This window comes from Methylophilus sp. (assembly GCF_008015755.1).
Lineage (GTDB): Bacteria > Pseudomonadota > Gammaproteobacteria > Burkholderiales > Methylophilaceae > Methylophilus.
The window spans coordinates 84312-103030 of the sequence record NZ_SSGF01000018.1 but is presented as its reverse complement, the minus strand read 5'-3'; the positions used below and the strand labels follow the sequence as shown (position 1 = coordinate 103030).

9 protein-coding genes are annotated in these 18719 nt (G+C 47.5%); 4 read left to right on the top strand and 5 right to left on the bottom strand.

Annotation, left to right across the window (positions count from 1 at the left end):
• The first annotated feature begins 15 nt into the window (after positions 1–15).
• Together E6Q52_RS07865 and E6Q52_RS07860 are read left to right on the top strand one after the other, a co-directional pair.
• Entirely contained in the window at positions 16–264 is a 249-nt protein-coding gene (locus E6Q52_RS07865; RefSeq protein WP_292820813.1) for a hypothetical protein, read from the top strand.
• 221 nt (positions 265–485) lie between these two features.
• Complete coding sequence (locus E6Q52_RS07860; protein WP_292820810.1) at positions 486–1007, top strand: hypothetical protein; 522 nt, start codon at positions 486–488, stop codon at positions 1005–1007.
• A gap of 56 nt (positions 1008–1063) precedes the next feature.
• Here E6Q52_RS07860 and mltF read toward each other — a convergent pair whose 3' ends face one another.
• Positions 1064–2533, bottom strand: coding sequence for a membrane-bound lytic murein transglycosylase MltF (gene mltF / locus E6Q52_RS07855; RefSeq protein ID WP_292820808.1), 1470 nt, complete (start codon positions 2531–2533; stop codon positions 1064–1066).
• 18 nt (positions 2534–2551) lie between these two features.
• The gene (gene rpiA / locus E6Q52_RS07850) at positions 2552–3226 is read right to left on the bottom strand and encodes a ribose-5-phosphate isomerase RpiA (RefSeq protein ID WP_292820805.1); all 675 of its coding nucleotides are present in this window, start codon (positions 3224–3226) and stop codon (positions 2552–2554) included.
• A gap of 151 nt (positions 3227–3377) precedes the next feature.
• Here rpiA and mfd point away from each other — a divergent pair, with 151 nt between their 5' ends.
• Positions 3378–6785: a transcription-repair coupling factor gene (gene mfd, locus E6Q52_RS07845; RefSeq protein WP_292820802.1), complete on the top strand. Its 3408-nt coding sequence runs from the start codon at positions 3378–3380 to the stop codon at positions 6783–6785.
• A 51-nt stretch (positions 6786–6836) separates the two neighbouring features.
• On the opposite strand, the gene E6Q52_RS07840 is transcribed toward mfd, so the two are convergent.
• Both E6Q52_RS07840 and E6Q52_RS07835 read right to left on the bottom strand, forming a co-directional pair.
• Entirely contained in the window at positions 6837–13226 is a 6390-nt protein-coding gene (locus E6Q52_RS07840; RefSeq protein ID WP_292820799.1) for a matrixin family metalloprotease, read from the bottom strand.
• A gap of 97 nt (positions 13227–13323) precedes the next feature.
• Positions 13324–17517, bottom strand: a complete 4194-nt coding sequence (locus E6Q52_RS07835) for a calcium-binding protein (protein ID WP_292820796.1) — start codon at positions 17515–17517, stop codon at positions 13324–13326.
• 181 nt (positions 17518–17698) lie between these two features.
• Here E6Q52_RS07835 and E6Q52_RS07830 point away from each other — a divergent pair, with 181 nt between their 5' ends.
• Positions 17699–18316 carry a DedA family protein gene (locus tag E6Q52_RS07830; RefSeq protein ID WP_292820793.1) on the top strand — a complete coding sequence of 206 codons (618 nt, stop codon included), beginning with the start codon at positions 17699–17701 and terminating at the stop codon, positions 18314–18316.
• Between the two features lie 165 nt (positions 18317–18481).
• On the opposite strand, the gene E6Q52_RS07825 is transcribed toward E6Q52_RS07830, so the two are convergent.
• Positions 18482–18691, bottom strand: a complete 210-nt coding sequence (locus E6Q52_RS07825) for a hypothetical protein (protein WP_292820790.1) — start codon at positions 18689–18691, stop codon at positions 18482–18484.
• Positions 18692–18719 lie beyond the last annotated feature (28 nt).

The window sequence follows — 18719 nt, the reverse complement described above, 5'->3', positions numbered from 1 at the left end:
AACTTAAGGAACCATATGAAATTAATTATTTTGTTTCTTCTATTTTGGTGGTTATTAATTTTTCTTGATACATCATTGAAAAAATTATTTCGTAAGAAACATGAAGCTGTATTTTTAGAAGCTGAAAAATGGCTCACTACAGATAGATTTAATCAAGGCGTACTGCAACGTGCCTTTTATTATTTTGTGTATTCAGTTCACTTTTGGCCAGTTCCAAGTTTTGCAATTTTTCTTTTAGCGTCTGTAGCAATAATCTTTTTTTAATTTAGGAGAGTTATATGCCGTCGTCATCACCGCCTATCGGAATCATCAACACGATTGTAGGAGGGCTGAATACTGTAGCTGGAATAATTTGGCCAGTGGGCCAAGTTGTTACATGGCGTGTCTTAGCCATTAGTCATCTTGATATACAATCAGAGTCATTGATATTAAAAGCTTACTTTACTTGGCTTTTTTAAAACAAAAACATAGGGGCGGGTTAAACAATGACACTGGGTAGATTGTTGGTATTGGGCGTGATGAGTATGTTGGCTGCTTGTGCTACAAAGTCAGTAGATTTGGGGCATACTCAGACCATATTACCCTTGAATCATGCTTGGGTAGATGGCAAGAAAGTAGAATACATCACGACGGATATCTCTGATTTAAACATGGCACAGTCAGCAGGCATTAATTTTGTTCCGCGCTTACGTGAAGCGATTGCTGAGAATGGCGGACGCTCTATTTTGGAGCGAGTGTATAAATTTCCAGCTGGTGAGCAGATAAGTATTTTTCAGTCAGCACCTTCACCGATTGGTGGCGATAATGCAGACAAGAATTATAGTCCCCTGTGGCGGCTGGTGCTGGTGAAATGGTTAAAGCTCGATAAGATCCGAGTGTTGAAATCTGAAGCTGAGCTATTGTCGGCAGAAGACCAAGCAGAAGTCTCGCTTGATGTGACAGACATAGTGGTCAATTGCCCCGTGACTAAAGATAGCAACGGAAAGGCATTGAGTGGGGTGAGATAAAGTGCCTAGACGCTGCGTAAGAAGGGATAAGATTGCTTGCTTTTTACGGTGCAAAGTTAAGATGCCTTGGCTAATAACCAAGGCATTTTTGTTTCTGCAATCTTGTAAGGGTCTACGCCAGGGTCATAGGTCGGGAAGTATTTCTGCATGATCTGGTAGTAGCTGCGCACCAACTCGGTATAAATCACCGGCGCACCGCAGCTACAGTAGCCGTGTTTGGCATTGACGTAATAGGCAGGGTCATTGAGGAGCTGGTAGCCGCGTTTGACGTCTGCCCAGCTGTCTGGGTTGAGCCCCAGTTTTTGCGCGATGATGCGCGCGTCTTCAAGGTGGCCAACGCCATTGTTGTAGGCAGCCAGGGTCATAAAGGTGCGGTCTGGTTCGGGGATGCGCGAGGGGATGCGGTCTTTCATCCACAGCAAAAATTTGGCCCCGGCCATCACGCTTTGCTTGGGGTCTAGCCGGTCAGTGACGTTCATCATGTTGGAGGTTTGCTCTGTGAGCATCATCAGGCCACGCACGTTGGTTGGCGAGGTGCTGTAGTTGTCCCAGTGCGATTCCTGATAACTGAGCGCCGCCAGCAGGCGCCAGTCTATGTCGGTGATTTCTTGCGCGCTTTTAAACAGCCGCACATATTTAGGCAGCAATGTATGTGATTTGCTTAAAAACGCAGTGACATCCACCGGTTTTAAGCGTTTGGTATGGCCGTGATAGCGGTCCAGCAGGTTACGTAAGGTGCCGTCTTTTTCAATTTTTTTGAAAAAGGCCTGCATTTGTGCGAGCCGCTCTTCACCATGTAACTTATTGAGTGCCCAGGCAATTTTGTCAGCCTGGCCCAGCATCATGCCCGCATCCAGTTGCGGATAGTTGTATTGCATGATGGCCACCAGGTGGTTGTCTGCCACGGTAAAGTCGATCTCGTTGCGCGCGACGGCTTCAATCAATTGCTCAGAGCTGAGTTTGTCGGTTTCTTTCCAGGTCAGCGCCGGTGATTTGGACTGCAATTCGCGCATGCGATCGACAAAACTGGTGCTTTTTGGCAACACAATGCGTTTTTCAAACAGCGCTTCGCCGGTATACGGCTCGCTGTTTTTGTCACGGTTATACACCACCATGGCTTGCACCTGGTTAAACGCAGGGCCAAACAACACCTGGCGTTTACGTGCGGGCGTGATGCTGATGTCTGCCGCGGCGATGTCAGCGTCACCTCTTAATAGCGTCGGAAACACTTTGTCAAAGCTGTCGACGACGATAAATTCGAGTTTATAGGGTGGCCCCAAAAATTCGACAAAGCGCTTGGCCAGGTCGTACTCCAGCCCGGCATAATTGTTCTGGCTGTCTATAAAGTAAGTGCTGGGGCTGTTGATGGTGACAAAGCGGATGGTGTACGGGTCTGGCTTGGCCTTAGCTTGCGCCAGATGCTTTTGGCTATTGTTGTCGCTACAGGCCAGCAAGGTCGCACACAGCGCTGCTAAGATGGCTTTAAACCACCTTGCTTGCGTCGACTTGCCGGAGAAAAAACGCATAAGACCAGAGCGTAGCGCTTAAACGCGTGTCTCAATCTTGCCTTGGTCTGCAATCAGCAGGGTGCTTGCCAGTTTGGTGAAAATGCCATGCTCAACCACGCCAGGGATATTATTAATCAACGCATTCAAGCGCTCAGCATCCAGACTGGCATCAAAGCGCATATCCAGTACCAGGCTACCGTGGCTGGTAATAGACAAGCCATCTTTGGCCACATTTTGGCGCAATTCGCCCACGCCACCAATAGCTTCTAGGCTACGCTTGGCAGCTTGCCACGCAAACGGCATCACTTCAATCGGGATGGCAAAATTTTCACCAATTCGGTTGACCAGCTTGCTTTTATCCGCAACCACAATGAATTGTTTGGCGGCTTTGGCCAATAGCTTTTCCATCACTAGGTCATAGCCGCGGCCTTTAAGTAGTGCGTTGTCTGGCGTGATTTCATCGGCACCATCCACATAGAGGTCGATCTGGCTGAGTTGCGAGAGGCTAAGCACGGTCAGACCGCTGCTTTGTGCCTTGATCATGCTGATATTTGAACTGGCAACGGTGGTGATGCGCAAGTTTTGAGTGCGCTGGCGCTCAGCCAGCGCTTCAATAAAGTAATTGGCTGTGGACCCGGTGCCTAGGCCTACGATCATGTCGTTTTTAACGTAGCTGGCGGCTTCCAGCGCGACGGCTTGTTTGTCGTTCATATATTTTTCTCCGTACTGCTTTCTCTGATTCGCTCTGGCGTCTTGCGTGTCATTCAGTCACAGTCCGTCGACGCTTGCAGTTATAATAGCAAACTCGGCAGATTCGCCAAGAAATACTCGTCTAACCTGAGCAATAAGATTCTAACTTTTTATGGCAGTTTCACTCCCCGTGATCGGGCATCCGCAGCGTTTTTCTTTTCAAAGTCAGGGCCTCGATAGCCGGGCGTTGGCCGAGCTGGCCTGTGGTTTAAAAGCAACAAATACACCGCTGGTGGTACTCACCGCAAGCGCGTTTGAAGCACAGCGCCTGATGGACGAAATCCCGTTTTTTGGCCGAGATGTTAAAGGCGAGCCCATTCAAGTGCATTTACTGCCGGACTGGGAAACACTGCCTTACGATGTGTTCTCGCCGCATCCTGACTTGACCTCCGAGCGTCTGGCCACACTGTATCAGCTCAGCCAGAACCAGAGCAATGTAGTGATTGTGCCCATGGCGACGGCCTTGCTCAGGCTGCCACCCGTGGCCTATCTGGCGGCGCATACCTTTATGCTCAAAAAAGGCCAGAAACTCGATGTAGATGCCTTACGTAACCAGTGTGCACAAGCTGGTTACCACCACGTCAGCCAGGTGATGGGGCCGGGCGAATTCAGCGTGCGCGGTGGCCTGGTCGATTTATACCCCATGGGCAGTGCGTTTCCGTATCGCATAGATTTATTTGACGACGAAATCGAAACCATACGCACGTTTGATATTGATACCCAGCGCAGCGTGTATCCGGTGCCAGAAATTCGCATGTTGCCCGCGCGTGAATTCCCTATGGATGAAGCAGCGATTACGCGCTTTCGCAGTCAATTTAGAGAGTATTTTGAAGGCGATCCGCAACGCGCCAAAATTTACAAAGATGTGAGCAAAGGCACGCCCAGTGGCGGTGTAGAGTGGTATTTGCCTTTGTTTTTTGAACAAACGGCGACCTTGTTTGATTATCTGCCTGCGCAAACAGTCTTGTGTCTGCATGGGGACCTCGATAAAGCCGCACAAACTTTTTGGGCTGATGCCAATAGCCGCTACAAGCTCATGGCGTATGACGCCGAAAAACCTATTTTGCGGCCAGAAACCTTGCTGCAAAAAGCGGATGATTTTTTCAGGCAAACCCATGCGTTTGCCATGGTGAGCCAGCAACTGGATATTCTAAAATTATTGCCAGCGGTTGATGTAGACCGCCGTGCCGAGCAACCGCTACATAAATTGCAGGACTTTATCAGCCAATTTGCTGGCCGAGTGTTGATTGCGGCTGAAAGTTTGGGCCGGCGCGAAACCATTGCCCAATTATTTGCCGAGCACGGCTTAACGTTCTCGCTGACTGAGGATTGGGCTGGATTTGCACACTCCAATTTCCCGGTCATGCTGGGCGTCGCGCCACTGCATCAAGGCATGGTCGATGCCGACCTGGCGGTGATTACCGAAGCTGAACTCTATGCCAGCACCGTGCGTCAGCAACGCCGCCGTAACCAGGAAAAAGCCCGCAATGCCGAAGGCATGCTTAAGGACTTATCCGAGCTGCGGCTGGACGACCCGGTGGTGCACGAGCAGCACGGGGTAGGGCGCTACAAAGGTCTGGTCAATATCGACTTTGGTGAGGGTGAAACCGAGCTGTTGTTGATTGAGTATTTTGGTGACGACAAGCTGTATGTGCCGGTGTCACAGTTATTCCTGATTTCACGTTACTCTGGCGGCCCGCCAGAAAGCGCGCCATTGCATCGCTTGGGCAGTGGTCAATGGGACAAAGCCAAGAAAAAAGCCCTCAAGCAGATCCGCGATACGGCAGCAGAATTATTGAATCTGTACGCGCAGCGCGCCTCGCGCCGTGGGCATGCATTTACACTCAGTTTGCATGATTATGAAGCCTTCTGTGAAGGCTTCCCGTTTGAGGAAACACCAGACCAACTGGAAGCCATTGAAAACGTCATTAAAGACATGCAATCTGGCCGCCCGATGGATAGGCTGGTGTGTGGTGATGTGGGCTTTGGCAAAACGGAGGTGGCGTTGCGCGCCGCCTTTGTGGCGGTGATGGGCGGGCGTCAGGTGGCGGTATTAGTGCCAACCACCTTGCTGGCAGAGCAGCATTACCAGAACTTCTGCGACCGTTTTGCTGAATGGCCGATTAAAATTGCCGAAATTTCACGCTTTAGAACTGCAAAAGAACAAGCAGAGGCGCTCAAAGGTCTGGCCGATGGCAGCATTGATATCATCATCGGCACACACCGGCTGATCCAGAAAGATGTGCAGTTTAAAAACCTGGGCCTGGCGATTTTAGATGAAGAACATCGTTTTGGCGTGCGCCAAAAAGAGCAGATGAAAGCGCTGCGTGCTGAGGTGGACGTCTTAACACTGACGGCGACACCGATTCCACGCACCTTGAGCATGGCCATGGAAGGCTTGCGCGAGTTCTCGGTGATTTCGACGCCACCACAAAAGCGGCTGGCGATTAAAACCTTTCACACGCCCTATTCAGACGGCATTATCCGTGAAGCAGTCATGCGCGAATTCAAGCGCGGCGGGCAAGTTTACTTCTTGCATAACGAGGTGGATACCATCTACGTCATGAAAGAAAAGCTGGAGAAGATCGTACCCGAAGCCCGCATTGCGATCGGCCACGGCCAGTTACGCGAACGCGAGCTGGAGCACGTCATGCGCGACTTTTACCAGCAGCGGGCCAATTTGCTGCTATGTACCACCATTGTTGAAACCGGCATTGACGTGCCCACCGCCAACACCATGATTATCAACAAAGCCGATATGTTTGGCCTCGCGCAATTGCATCAACTGCGTGGCCGCGTCGGCCGCAGCCACCATCAGGCCTATACCTATTTGCTCACCGACCCTGATCGCAACATCACGCCGCAAGCACAAAAACGCCTCGATGCGATTCAGCTGCTCGAGGATTTGGGCGCTGGTTTTCACCTGGCCATGCATGACCTCGAAATTCGCGGTGCTGGCGAGCTGCTAGGTGACAGCCAAAGCGGCGAAATGCAAGAAATCGGCTTTAATCTGTATTCTGACATGCTCAATCACGCCGTGAAACAGCTCAAGGCCGGTAAAGAGCCAGATCTGGATGCACCGTTAGGCGTGACGACAGAAATCAACCTGCATACGCCTGCCTTGTTGCCAAACAACTATTGCCCCGATGTACACGAGCGCTTGGTGATTTACAAACGCCTGGCTAACTGCGAAGACGACGACGCACTCGACGCTATGCAAGAAGAGCTCATAGACCGCTTCGGCTTGCTGCCGGAACCTGGTGAAGCCCTGATTGCCTGCCACCGCCTGCGCATCGCCGCCAAGCCACTAGGCATTATTAAAATCGACGCCTCAGATGCGGCCATTCAGTTGCAGTTTAATGTGAAAGCCGACCTAGACCCGATGAAGCTGATCAGCCTGTTACAGCGCGACAAACGCTGCCGCATGAATGGGCCGGATAAATTACGGGTAAGCGTGCAGTTGGGGAACCTTAATCATCGGGTAGAGTTAGTGAAAACGTTATTAAAAGAGTTTGCTTAATTTAAAACGCCAATACGATCGTATTGGCGTTTTAAATTGGATTACGTGGGCTTAGGCATCAATCATCAGTTTATTCTGGCTGATTAAATTATTAAGTAAGCTTGCCTCATTGGTGCCGTCAAGCAAGTCCACACCAGCCAGTGTAATGTGTTGATTTTCTGCTGATGCAGCATAATTACCATTCACAAACCCGCCGTGGTTATTGATTCTGATTTCGGTATTTGTCACGCCAGCAACCGTGCTGGTTGTGATATCCAAATAGTTTTGAATATTGCTACTCGATTCACCCACCAGTAAATCTCTTAAATCGAGCTTATCTTCAGTTGAATTAAAGTCTGTGATTTTGTCTATGCTAGGCGCTTTGTTTGCACCTTTATCTGCAAGGTTCCAGGTAAAAGTATCTGCGCCGGTTCCACCCGTTAAAATATCATTGCCGCTGCCACCAATCAAAATGTCATCATCGGCGCCACCGTTCAATGTATCTTTGCCTGCACCGCCGATAAGGATATCCTCACCAGCATTACCATTGATTATATTTGCTGAGCTATTGCCAGTGATGAGATTGTCCAGAGCGTTGCCTGTCGCATTGATTGCTGCGGTGCCGAGTAGGTTTAACTGCTCTACATGCTCGCCTTTTATGCTCAGATCAAACGAAATACTGGTGTTAATAGTGTCTTCACCTTGATTTGCCAGTTCAATGATGGCGTCACCCATATTATCTACAAAATAAGTGTCGTCGCCATCGCCACCATCAAGTGTATCGGCACCTGCCTTGCCATCTAAAATATCATTGCCAAGGCCGCCTGTTAACCTATTGGCTGCGGCATTGCCTGTGAGTGTATTATTAGCGTCGTTGCCAGTGAGGTTAAGTTTACTGGTTGCTGTCAGACTGGCATCCAGATTCTCTATGTTGGTCAAACTATTATTAAGCGTCAGTGTGGTCGCAGTGGTGAGCGCAATATTGCCTCTAAGTTGAATGGTGTCGCTGCCTGTACCTGATACATCCTCAATAATACTATCTTGCAATGCCGCTGTCGTGACTCCGGCATTTACATTAGCGACAAGGTCCACAATGTATGTATCACTGAGGTCTCCCCCCACTAAGGTGTCTACGCCTGCACCGCCATCAAAGGTATGCGAGTAGTCATTACCAATAATGTAATTGGCTGAGCTATTGCCGATAAAGTGGGAGAATGCGCCATAGGTATTATTGGCATCTAAATTCTCTACATTGAGCGGCATTAAGTATTTGTTCATGAGGCCGTTATTGCCTGCGGCAGAGAGAATAATTCTATCTATGCCAGCATTCAGGCTCTCTATCACGGTATCTTGCGTCACTGGTTTGGCTGCACTCGCAAATAAGTAAGTCACCTCATATATGTCATTACCAGCACCGCCTATGAGTGTGTCTGAGCCATCCCAGCCACCACTTAGTCGGTTATTGCCTGCATTGCCTCTGATAATGTTATTTAACTCGTTACCATAGCCATCAATATTTTCAGTACCTGTTAACGTGAGGTTCTCGACATTGTAATTCAGCGCAAAACTTACTGATGACAATACAATATCAATGCCGCCGGCAGCACCTGCAAGCGTTTCAATTGCTTGGTCGTTACTATCATCAACAATGTAAGTATCATTGCCCGCACCACCTTGCATATCGTCCCGATTGCCGCCGCCATCTAAAATATTGTTGCCTGAGTTTCCTATCAACAAGTTACTGCCAGCATTGCCGGTTGCATTTAAATGTGCCGTACCCAGCAGCGTGAGATATTCAACATTTGCATAATTAGCGAGAGAGAGGCTAATAGAGGATAGGATAGTATCGACGCCTTCGTCTGCTAAAAAAGTATCGGTATTCACCTGCTCGATAATGACATCACCAATATTATCTACATAATAAGTATCCCAACCCTTGCCGCCTATCATTCTGTCTGCGCCAGCACCACCATTCAGGGTGTCGTTCCCCAATCCGCCTTCCAGAATATTGGCTGCGTTATTACCGATCAGGGTATTGTCTTCATCGTTACCCTTGAGAGTGAGTTTGGTGGCGCCTGTGGCGGAAGCATCAAGCGTTTCGATGTTAGTCCATTGGTTAAGTGAGATGTTGACGGCCGTGTTGAGTGACGCTGTGCCACGCAGTTTGACGGTATCTATGCCTTCGTCGCTACCATCGAACTCTGTGATCGTATCATCGAATACTGCGGTGAAAATGCCGCTCACTAGTGTGGTCTTTAGGTCTAATACATAAGTATCATCACCGAGCCCACCAATCAGGGTATCAATACCCGCGCCGCCATCGAGGATGTTGTTTGCATCGTTGCCAATAAGTGTATTGGCGAGTATGTTGCCTGTGAGGTTTAGCTTGGTGGTGCCTGTGTCTGAAGCGTTGAGATTCTCAAGGTTGGCACCGATAGTGAGCGTGGCCGCATTCAGGTGGTCATAATGGCCACGTAGTTGAACAGAGTCGTTACTAGAGCCTAGAGTGGCCGCCTCAGTGATCGTATCTTGCAAGGCAACCCTGAAATTAGCAGCTGAGTTACCAGTTTGGACAAGGTCGACGACGTACGTATCATTGCCAATGCCGCCAGCCAGCTTATCGATACCGTTACCACCATCAAGCACATCCTCTCCAGCGCCCCCGATGAGGCTATCATTCCCATCAGCGCCATTGAGTGTGTTATTGGCATCATTGCCAGTAATCGTATTGTTAATACTATTACCTGTACCGTTGATAGCATCTACTCCAATCAATGTGAGGTTTTCGACATGATTAGTCAGGGTGTAGTTGACGCTTGCTTTAACAAGGTCTATGCCTTCATCCAGACTTTCCACTACTTCATCATTTTCATCATTTTCATCATTTAAGATATAAGTGTCGTTACCTTTGCCACCGATCAGGGTATCAGTGCCGCCTTTACCATCGAGGATGTTATTGCCAGCGTTGCCTGTAATGACATTATTTAAGTCATTACCGGTCCCATTAATAGCAGCTGTACCAGTTAGAGTCAGGTTTTCGACATGATCGCTTAAGGTATAACTAATGCTGGCATTAACCAAGTCTGTACCACCTGAGTTCAGAATGGTCGTCTGTGTTTGCACCGACACAAGCCGCACTTCTCCTGTCTCAAGATTTTTGATGAAAGTGTCTAACACCGCTGGGTTGTTGTCACCGCTGACGAGGTTGTTCGAGGTGCTATCGAAAATAACGAATTTTCCATTGGCCGAGAATCTTGCATTGTAGGATTCACTAGATACCTGTTGATTACTTGAGCTAGTAGATACTCTTTGAATGGCACTGGTTTGCAGGTCTTTTATAAAAATATCAGAAGCCCCATTCGTGTCGTTTGCAATCAGGTTGCTGGCGCGGCTTTCAAACAAGACATAGCGACCATCGGCAGAAATGGATGCGTTCTCACTGTTGCCATTACCCTCTATCCCAGTCGCGCTAGTTGAAACGCGCTGAATAGCCCCAGTAGTCATGTTTTTAAGGAAAATATCGACATAGGCGTTATCGTTTGTAGGCAGTAGATTCGTTGCTGAGCTTTCAAAAGCCACCAAATTGCCATCTGTCGAAATGGATGCATACCAGCTTCTGTTATTCCCGACAGTGCCACTTGCGCTACTTGACACCAGTTTTGTTTCATTGGTTAAAGTATCTTTCCAATAAACATCGATAGATGCGTTGGTATCTGCAGCAGACAGATTGGTTGCTGTGCTATGAAAGGTAAGGTAGCGTCCATTTGCAGAAATGGTACTTACCACCGCGCCATCATTATCTTTTACACCATTAGAGTTAGTAGAAACTAAGGTTGTTGTACCGGTGATCAAATTTTTAACGAATATGTCAGACCTATGGTCTGTATCATCAGGGCTGAGATTGGAGGCGTAACTACTAAAACTGACAAACTTACCGTCTGCTGAGAATCTGGCGTTATCGTTGATGGCATCGGAATTTCCTAATTCACCACTACTACTGGTACTAATTAAAGTGTTTTCGCCAGTTTCCAGATTTTTAAGGTAAAGGCCTCTGTCGTGGTTGGCATTATCTGTATAGGATAGATAAAGCACGAATTTACCATCAGGTGAAATTGAGTGGGCAAAAGCTTCTGAATAGTCATTTGCTTTAATCAAAACGCCAGTTTTCATGTCTTTAACAAACACATCATAGGCTAAAACATGATTGCCAAAGTTGAACTCACTGTAACTGTCAAATATGACAAAGCGACCATCGGCTGAAATTCCCGTGTTATTGCTGGAGTACTGCGTTTGGTAAGTTTGGCTGCTGACGTTATCAGCTAACTCTGTAATAGAGTCGCCGACATGATCGACAACATAAGTATCATTTCCATCGCCGCCAATCATGGTGTCAGCACCTGCGCCGCCATTAAGGGTGTCGTTGCCGGTGCCACCAGTCAGGATGTTAGCAGCAGCGTTACCGATCAGGGTGTTGCCCAAGTCGTTACCCGTAAGGTTTAACTTGGTTGAACCTGTAGCAGAAGCATCTAGGATTTCGATGTTCGCCCATTGGTTATCCAGAATCAGTGAGGTGTCAGAGGTGAGGGTAGCGGTACCACGCAATTTGACGGTATCTATGCCTTCGTTACTAGCATCGAGTTCTGTGATCGAGTCATCGAACACTAAGGTAGAAACGCCACTCAAGACTGTGGTCTTCAGATCTAACAGGTAAGTATCATTCCCCATCCCACCAATTAATGAATCACTACCAGCGCCGCCATCAAGAATATTGTCAGCAGTATTCCCTATAAGGGTGTTTGCCAGAGCGTTGCCTGTGAGATTGAGCTTGGTACTGCCTGTGTTAGAAGCATCAAGGTTCTCAATGTTTGCATCCAGGGTAAGGGTGGTAAAAGTAGTTGGATTAATAGAGTCGCCACGCAATATGACAGTATCTGTACCTGAGCCTGCAACTGCAGTTTCAGTAATGGTGTCTTGCAGAGCGACTTTATAGTTAGCAGCAGTAGTACCAGTACGTAAGAGGTCAACGATGTAAGTATCATCGCCATTGCCACCGATGAGCTTGTCTACACCATCCCCACCATCGAGAGTATCATTGCCAGCGCCCCCAATGAGAGTATCCAAGCCAGCATTGCCATAGAGTGTATTGTCGTAATCATTACCGGTAATGGTGTTGTTAAGATCGTTGCCTGTACCATCAATAGCAAATGTTCCGATTAACGTCAGGTTCTCGACATGGGCAGAGAGGGTATATGTCACGCTGGTCTTAACAAGGTCAGTGCCTTCATTTGCTAACTCGGTGACCACATCACCGATATTATCAACAATATAAGTGTCGTTACCTTTGCCACCGATCAGGCTATCGGCGCCAGTACTACCGTCAAGCGTGTCGTTACCCGCACCGCCTTCTAAAATATTGCTGACACTGTTGCCGGTAATTTTGTCGTTACCGCTACCACCAATAGCGTTCTCGATTACAACATTAAATGCAATCGCAATATTATCTTGCTGAGTTGTTGCGTTATTGGCACCTACTTTAAAGGTTTTGCCCAATTGGCTAAAAGAGCCTGCCTCAAGGTTGATAATGCCTCCAATAGAGGAGGCATATTTAATCGTGTCATTGCCACCCGCATCCCAAATGGTTTGGTAGTAACGCTGCGAGGAGGAGAATTCATATACGGTGTTGCCAGCGTTATAGTCGTTGTTAGCACCATATAAATGTTGGATGGCCAAAATGTCATACAGCATCGGTGTTGTTGGATAATACTCATTAAATCCATCAAAATTGGAGCCAGGCAGATCTGAGTAACTCATGACGGTATATTGAACATATTCAATATCTGTTGGTAAGCCCAAATCGCCTTCTTCTTCAGAAAACGAATGGTCTAGCCCTAACGCATGCCCAATCTCATGCAAGCCAACAAAGTATCTCATTGCACCGGTTGAAAAGTTATTACCGGTTTGGTCGGGCTGATTTTTGTTAAACCAGATATCGCCGCCCCTGGTGTAAGGGAAAAGGTCACTATACTCATACAAGGATTGGTCAACACTATAAGCGTAAGCATAAATATCTGGTGACATCGCGCCATCCAGGGTGAATCCGAAACGGATATCACCCACTGCACTAGGTGTTTCATTGACCTTAATAAAGTTCAGGTTAGCTACACTGGCCCAAGCGTTTAATGCCAGCGTAATGCCGTTTTGTTGGCTGCTACTCAGTGGCGTGAGCGACACATAGTCAGGTGTGCCATCGGTCGTTGGGTCGAAGATGCCATACCCATTAATAAAGTCCTGAGACCAATACGCATCATTTCTAGAGGTCGGGAAACTATAGTAAACCGTTGCCGCACTGCCTAAAGGCCCGCCCCATTTGTTGCCCTGCAATAAAACGTTCAGATAAGACGAACTGAAATCAACATCGAATATTGAGATTTCACTGGTGGTATCAGGGGTAGGGGCGGTCATGTCAGCTCAACAGTCGGTTTATAACTAAAATACGAGGGAGTGCCTGTTTTTCAGGTACTCCCTCGTATTGCAAAGGCTCAGTCGGGTTGACTCATCGCTAGTCGATCAGCAAGTAATTGTTTTGCGTCAGATAGCCGATCAGTTGAGCGTCATGTCCGGCTGCCGTTTTCGTCGCGGTAAACAGGTTAATGTTAGATAGAATAATCTGCGCATCCTCTTTAGCCGCGTCATAAGCACCACCGGTAAAGTCGCCGGTTGAGCTGATATGGATAAGTGTTGAACTACCTTGTATTTCAATATCAATATAATTTAGGATACTGTCGGTTAATTCTTCACCCATCAGCAGATCTCTCAAGTCTAGCTTATCCTTTTGCGCAATTGAAAAATCAGTGATGGTATCCGTGTTGCCTGATACATCGCCAGGAGCCACCAAGTCGCTTGTCGTCCACTTGAATACATCTGCACCCAAACCACCTGTTAAGGTGTCCTTGCCCAATGCACCAATCAGGGTGTCGTTACCCGCGCCGCCATTCAGGGTATCATTACCCATACCGCCATCGAGAATGTTGGCACCAGCATTGCCAGTCAGCGTGTTGTCAAATTCATTTCCAGTCAGATTTAGCTTGGTTGACTTGGTAGCAGACGCATCTATGTTCTCAACATGAGACCACGTAATAGCGGTGGAGCCATCCAGTGATAGGGTTGTGGCCTCGGTGAGTGTGACTGAACCACGTAGCTTGATGGTATCACTGCCATCAGTTGTGCTATTAAATTCTTCTACTGTATCTTCAATCGAAAGAATTCCGACTGTGGCTTTGAGGTCCAAAATGTAGGTGTCATCACCTTCGCCACCCTGCAGGGTATCTACACCCGCGCCGCCATCAAGGATGTTGTTAGCATCATTGCCAATCAGAGTATTGGCAAGTGCGTTGCCAGTAAGATTGATTTTAGTTGAACCTGTGTCAGAGGCATTGATGTTCTCGAGGTTTGCACCCAAGGTAAGTGTAGTGAAGGTGGTTGGATCAGTAGAACCTCCACGTAAGATCACAGTATCAATGCCTGAACTTGCGACAGCGGTTTCGGTGATGGTGTCTTGCAGAGCGACTTTATAGTTTGCGGCTGTTGTGCCTGTGCGAACGAGGTCGACGATGTAGGTGTCATCGCCATTTCCGCCGATAAGCTTGTCTACGCCAACGCCACCATCGAGGGTATTGTTTCCTGCATTACCTGTAATCGTGTTTGCCAGTGTATTGCCGGTGCCTTCAAGGGGAGTAGTGCCACCGTTAGCAGAGCCATCTGTTAGAGTCAGGTTCTCAACGTTATCGGAGAGCGTAAAGTTGGAACTGGCCTTAACGAGGTCGATGCCCTCATTAGCTAACTCTGTGACCACATCCAATTCATCGTTTACGATGTAAGTATCGTTACCTTTGCCACCACGCAAGGTGTCAATGCCACCTTTACCATCGAGGATATTATTACCAGCATTGCCGGTGATGATATTTGCTTCATCGTTCCCGGTGCCGTTGATAGCCGCAGTACCTATCAGTTCCAGATTTTCAACATTGTCAGCCAAGGCTAGCGAGTAGGTGATACTGGTTTGGATGAGGTCTATACCTTCGTTCTCTTCTTCGATAATTGTGTCGTCGATATTGTTAACCACGTAAGTATCATTACCGTTGCCACCAGTGAGAATATTGGCTGCGGCGTTACCAGTCAAAATGTTGTTCAGGCTGTTGCCTGTCAGGTTCAGCTTGGTTTTGCCTGTGGCTGAGGCGTCGATATTTTCAATGTCTGCCCATTCACCATCTAAGGTCAAGGTTGTGGCAGTGCTAAGCGTAGCCGTACCACGTAGTTTAATTGTATCGCTACCGTTGGTGATGCCATTGGTTTCGGTGATTGAGTCATCGAATGTTGCAGTGACAACACCACTGATCACTGTGGTCTTCAGGTCAAGCATATAAGTGTCGTCACCCAATCCACCGACGAGTCTATCTACGCCAGCGCCCCCATCAAGGATGTTGTTAGCATCATTGCCAATCAGAGTATTGGCCAGTGCGTTACCTGTCAGGTTGAGATTAGTGTCAGCAGTCAATGAGGCGTCGAGGTTTTCGAGGTTAGCGCCTAATGTGATTGTGGATGCATTGAGCATGCCTGTATAAGTGGTACGCAATATGACCGTGTCAGTACCTGAACCTGCGACAGTAGTTTCAGTGATGGTATCTTGCAGAGCGACTTTGTAGTTAGCCGGAGCTGTGCCTGTACGTACGAGGTCAACGATGTAAGTATCATCGCCATTGCCACCGATGAGCTTGTCTACGCTTGTACCACCGTCAAGAATATTGTTGCCTGCATTGCCAGTGATGGTGTTTGCCAGCGCATTGCCAGTGCCATTGATCTGATCATTGCCGGTAAGCGTCAGGTTTTCGACAAAGTCAGTGAGTTCATAATCGACACTGGCTTTAACGAGGTCAGTACCTTCGTTGAAGTTCTCAATGACTTCATCGTCTTCATCATCGACGATATAAGTATCGTTGCCTTTGCCACCGATAAGTGTATCTGCACCGGCACCACCATCGAGGATGTTGTTACCAGCATTACCTGTGATGATGTTGTCCAAGCCATTGCCTGTGCCATTGATCGCAGAAGTGCCAGTCAGTTCCAGACTCTCCAGGTTTGCGCCTAGCGTGTAACTGACACTTGCTTTAACCAGATCTGTACCTTCATTTGAGTCTTCAGTGATGGCGTCAGCGATGTTATCGACGATGTAAGTGTCATTACCATCGCCGCCAATCATAGAGTCAGCACCTGCACCACCGTTAAGGGTGTCATCGCCTGTGCCGCCAGTCAGAATGTTGACAGCAGCGTTGCCGATCAGGGTGTTACCCAGGTTGTTGCCGGTCAGATTCAGTTTGGTTGAGCCTGTAGCTGAAGCATCAAGGATCTCGACGTGAGACCAGTCATTATCCAGGATCAGTGTTGCAGCTGTCGCGAGAGTCGCTGTGCCACGTAGTTTAACGGTATCAATGCCATCAGTTGTGCCATTAAGTTCTACTAGGGTATCTTCAATCGAAAGAATTCCGGCTGTGGCTTTGAGGTCCAAAATGTAGGTGTCATTACCTTCGCCACCACGCAGGGTATCTACGCCAGCGCCGCCATCCAGGATGTTGTTAGCATCATTGCCAGTCAGCGTGTTATTAAGAGCATTGCCTGTGAGGTTGAGTTTGGTTAACCCTGTGTCTGAAGCATCAAGGTTCTCAAGGTTCGCGCCCAAAGTAAGGGTGGTGAAAGTGGTTGGTTCAGTAAATGTGCCACGCAATATGACCGTGTCAGTCCCAGAACCTGCGGCAGCAGTTTCAGTGATGGTGTCTTGCAGTGCGACTTTGTAGTTGGCAGGAGCAGTACCAGTAAGTATGAGGTCAACGATGTAGGTATCATCGCCATTGCCACCGATAAGCTTGTCTACGCCAGCGCCACCATCAAAAAAGTCATTGCCAGCACCACCAATGAGTGTATCTAAGCCATCTCCTCCATTGAGCGTATCGTCACCAATGCCGCCATCAAGGGTGTTGTTACCCTCATTGCCAACGAGTGCTTGATCGCCACTACCAGCTTGAATTGAGAAATTTCCAGAAAGATTGTTGCTAATGTAATTGAATAAGTTTGTGAGGTCTGAATTGGCTTGGAAATCAGAAAGTTGCTCAAATGTTAACGCACTTAAAGACATGCCACTAAACGATAACGAGTTTCCATTTGCATCAGATAGAGAGAAGTCTGAGACTGTACCACCAATAATATCTACGTCAGCATTAACTGAAATGCTGCCTTTTATACTGTAGGAGAAATCGTCATTGACGACAGACATCTGCGTTAATGTGCCGCCGGTTATATCTGCTGAAAAGCTATTAACGTTTAACCTTCCGACATATTGAATTGACTCATTATTTGTTTTTGATTGATATGTAAAAGATGAGTAGTATCCAGAGTAAACGCCGGTGTAGTAATTTAACGATACACTTCCGGCGACTTTGAAAGACGCCGTACTTGAATTGCTAAAATCAACAGAAGTTACTGTGATTATCGGCGAATCATCTACAAAGTGATTGCCTCTAATGACAATCTGGTTGCCATTACCATCGTAACCAGTTACTCGGGTGTTGTTGCCGCTGGTCGGAGTAATTGAGTCGAGGTCAAAATTATTCAAGAAAGTAGTAGGTGTGTTAAAAGCACCTGATATCGCTGTCTCCACTGCTCCCAAATCTAACTCTTCTAAGTTGTTGTATTGTAATTTCATAATTATGGTTGTTAGTATTGTTATCAAAAGTAAAGAGACACTACATTGAAAGTTATTTAAATTCAAGGGTCCAGTTTGATGATTTTATGAAATTAGGATGTTTTCACATATAGCCCTTTAGGACATTAGCAAGTTGTATTAAAGTGATTCCTTCAAATTAAAAATGAAAGTCTTAATTTAAATGCTCGAAAAATTATTAGCCGCGGTAGCTACTTGGATTATTGGTGTGATCTCCACCATGGGTTATGGCGGTATTGTGTTGCTGATGGCGATTGAGTCTGCCTGTATTCCTTTACCTTCCGAAATCATCATGCCGTTTGCAGGATTTTTGGTGACTAAAGGCGAAATGACGTTGTGGGGCATTGCGCTGGCAGGGGCGATTGGTTGTGTGGTGGGGTCGATTCCGGCGTATTACCTGGGCATGTATGGTGGCCGCCCATTGGTCGAAAAGTTTGGCAAATATGTGTTGATCAGCAAAAAAGACCTCGATATGGCTGACCGCTGGTTTGCGCAGCATGGCGAGATTATCATTTTTATTGCCCGCTTATTACCGGCCATACGTACGTTTATTGCGTTCCCAGCGGGCGTGGCGCGCATGAATATGACGCGATTTATCGCTTACACTTTTGTGGGGTCGTTGATTTGGTGCTTTGTACTGGGCTATGTGGGCATGAAGGCAGGCGAGCATTGGGAGGATTTGAAAGTCTACTTCCATGAGTCGCATTATGTGATCGCTGCCTTGGGATTGGTTTTTGTGGCCTGGTATGTGCGCAGGCATTTCAAAAACGAGGCTGAGTAATGCGTCAGCTTTAACCAATAATAGCGTTGTTGCGCCAAATAGCTTGGTGTTGTAGAAACAACCTGTGAAACATAAAAAGGCCGTTTTAACGGCCTTTTTATTTAAGCAATGCGCTACTAGGTATTAATAAATGATCGCGCAAAACAATGGCAGCGCTGGCCGCTGTTAGGCGAGCATGGTTTCTGCCTCTGACCTGTCAGCCTGATCATCATCGGTAGCGGCGACAAACACTAACGGGCTATGGCTGAAGTTTGCATGTGCCATCACGTGTATTTGGGTGACATCATCTACAGCGGCGTTGGCGACACTTGCCAATACCATCCCGGCTAACATAAGTGCACTGCAAGCGTATACTTTTGATAATACAGATTTCATCGATCACCCCACTGAGTTTAATTTGTAA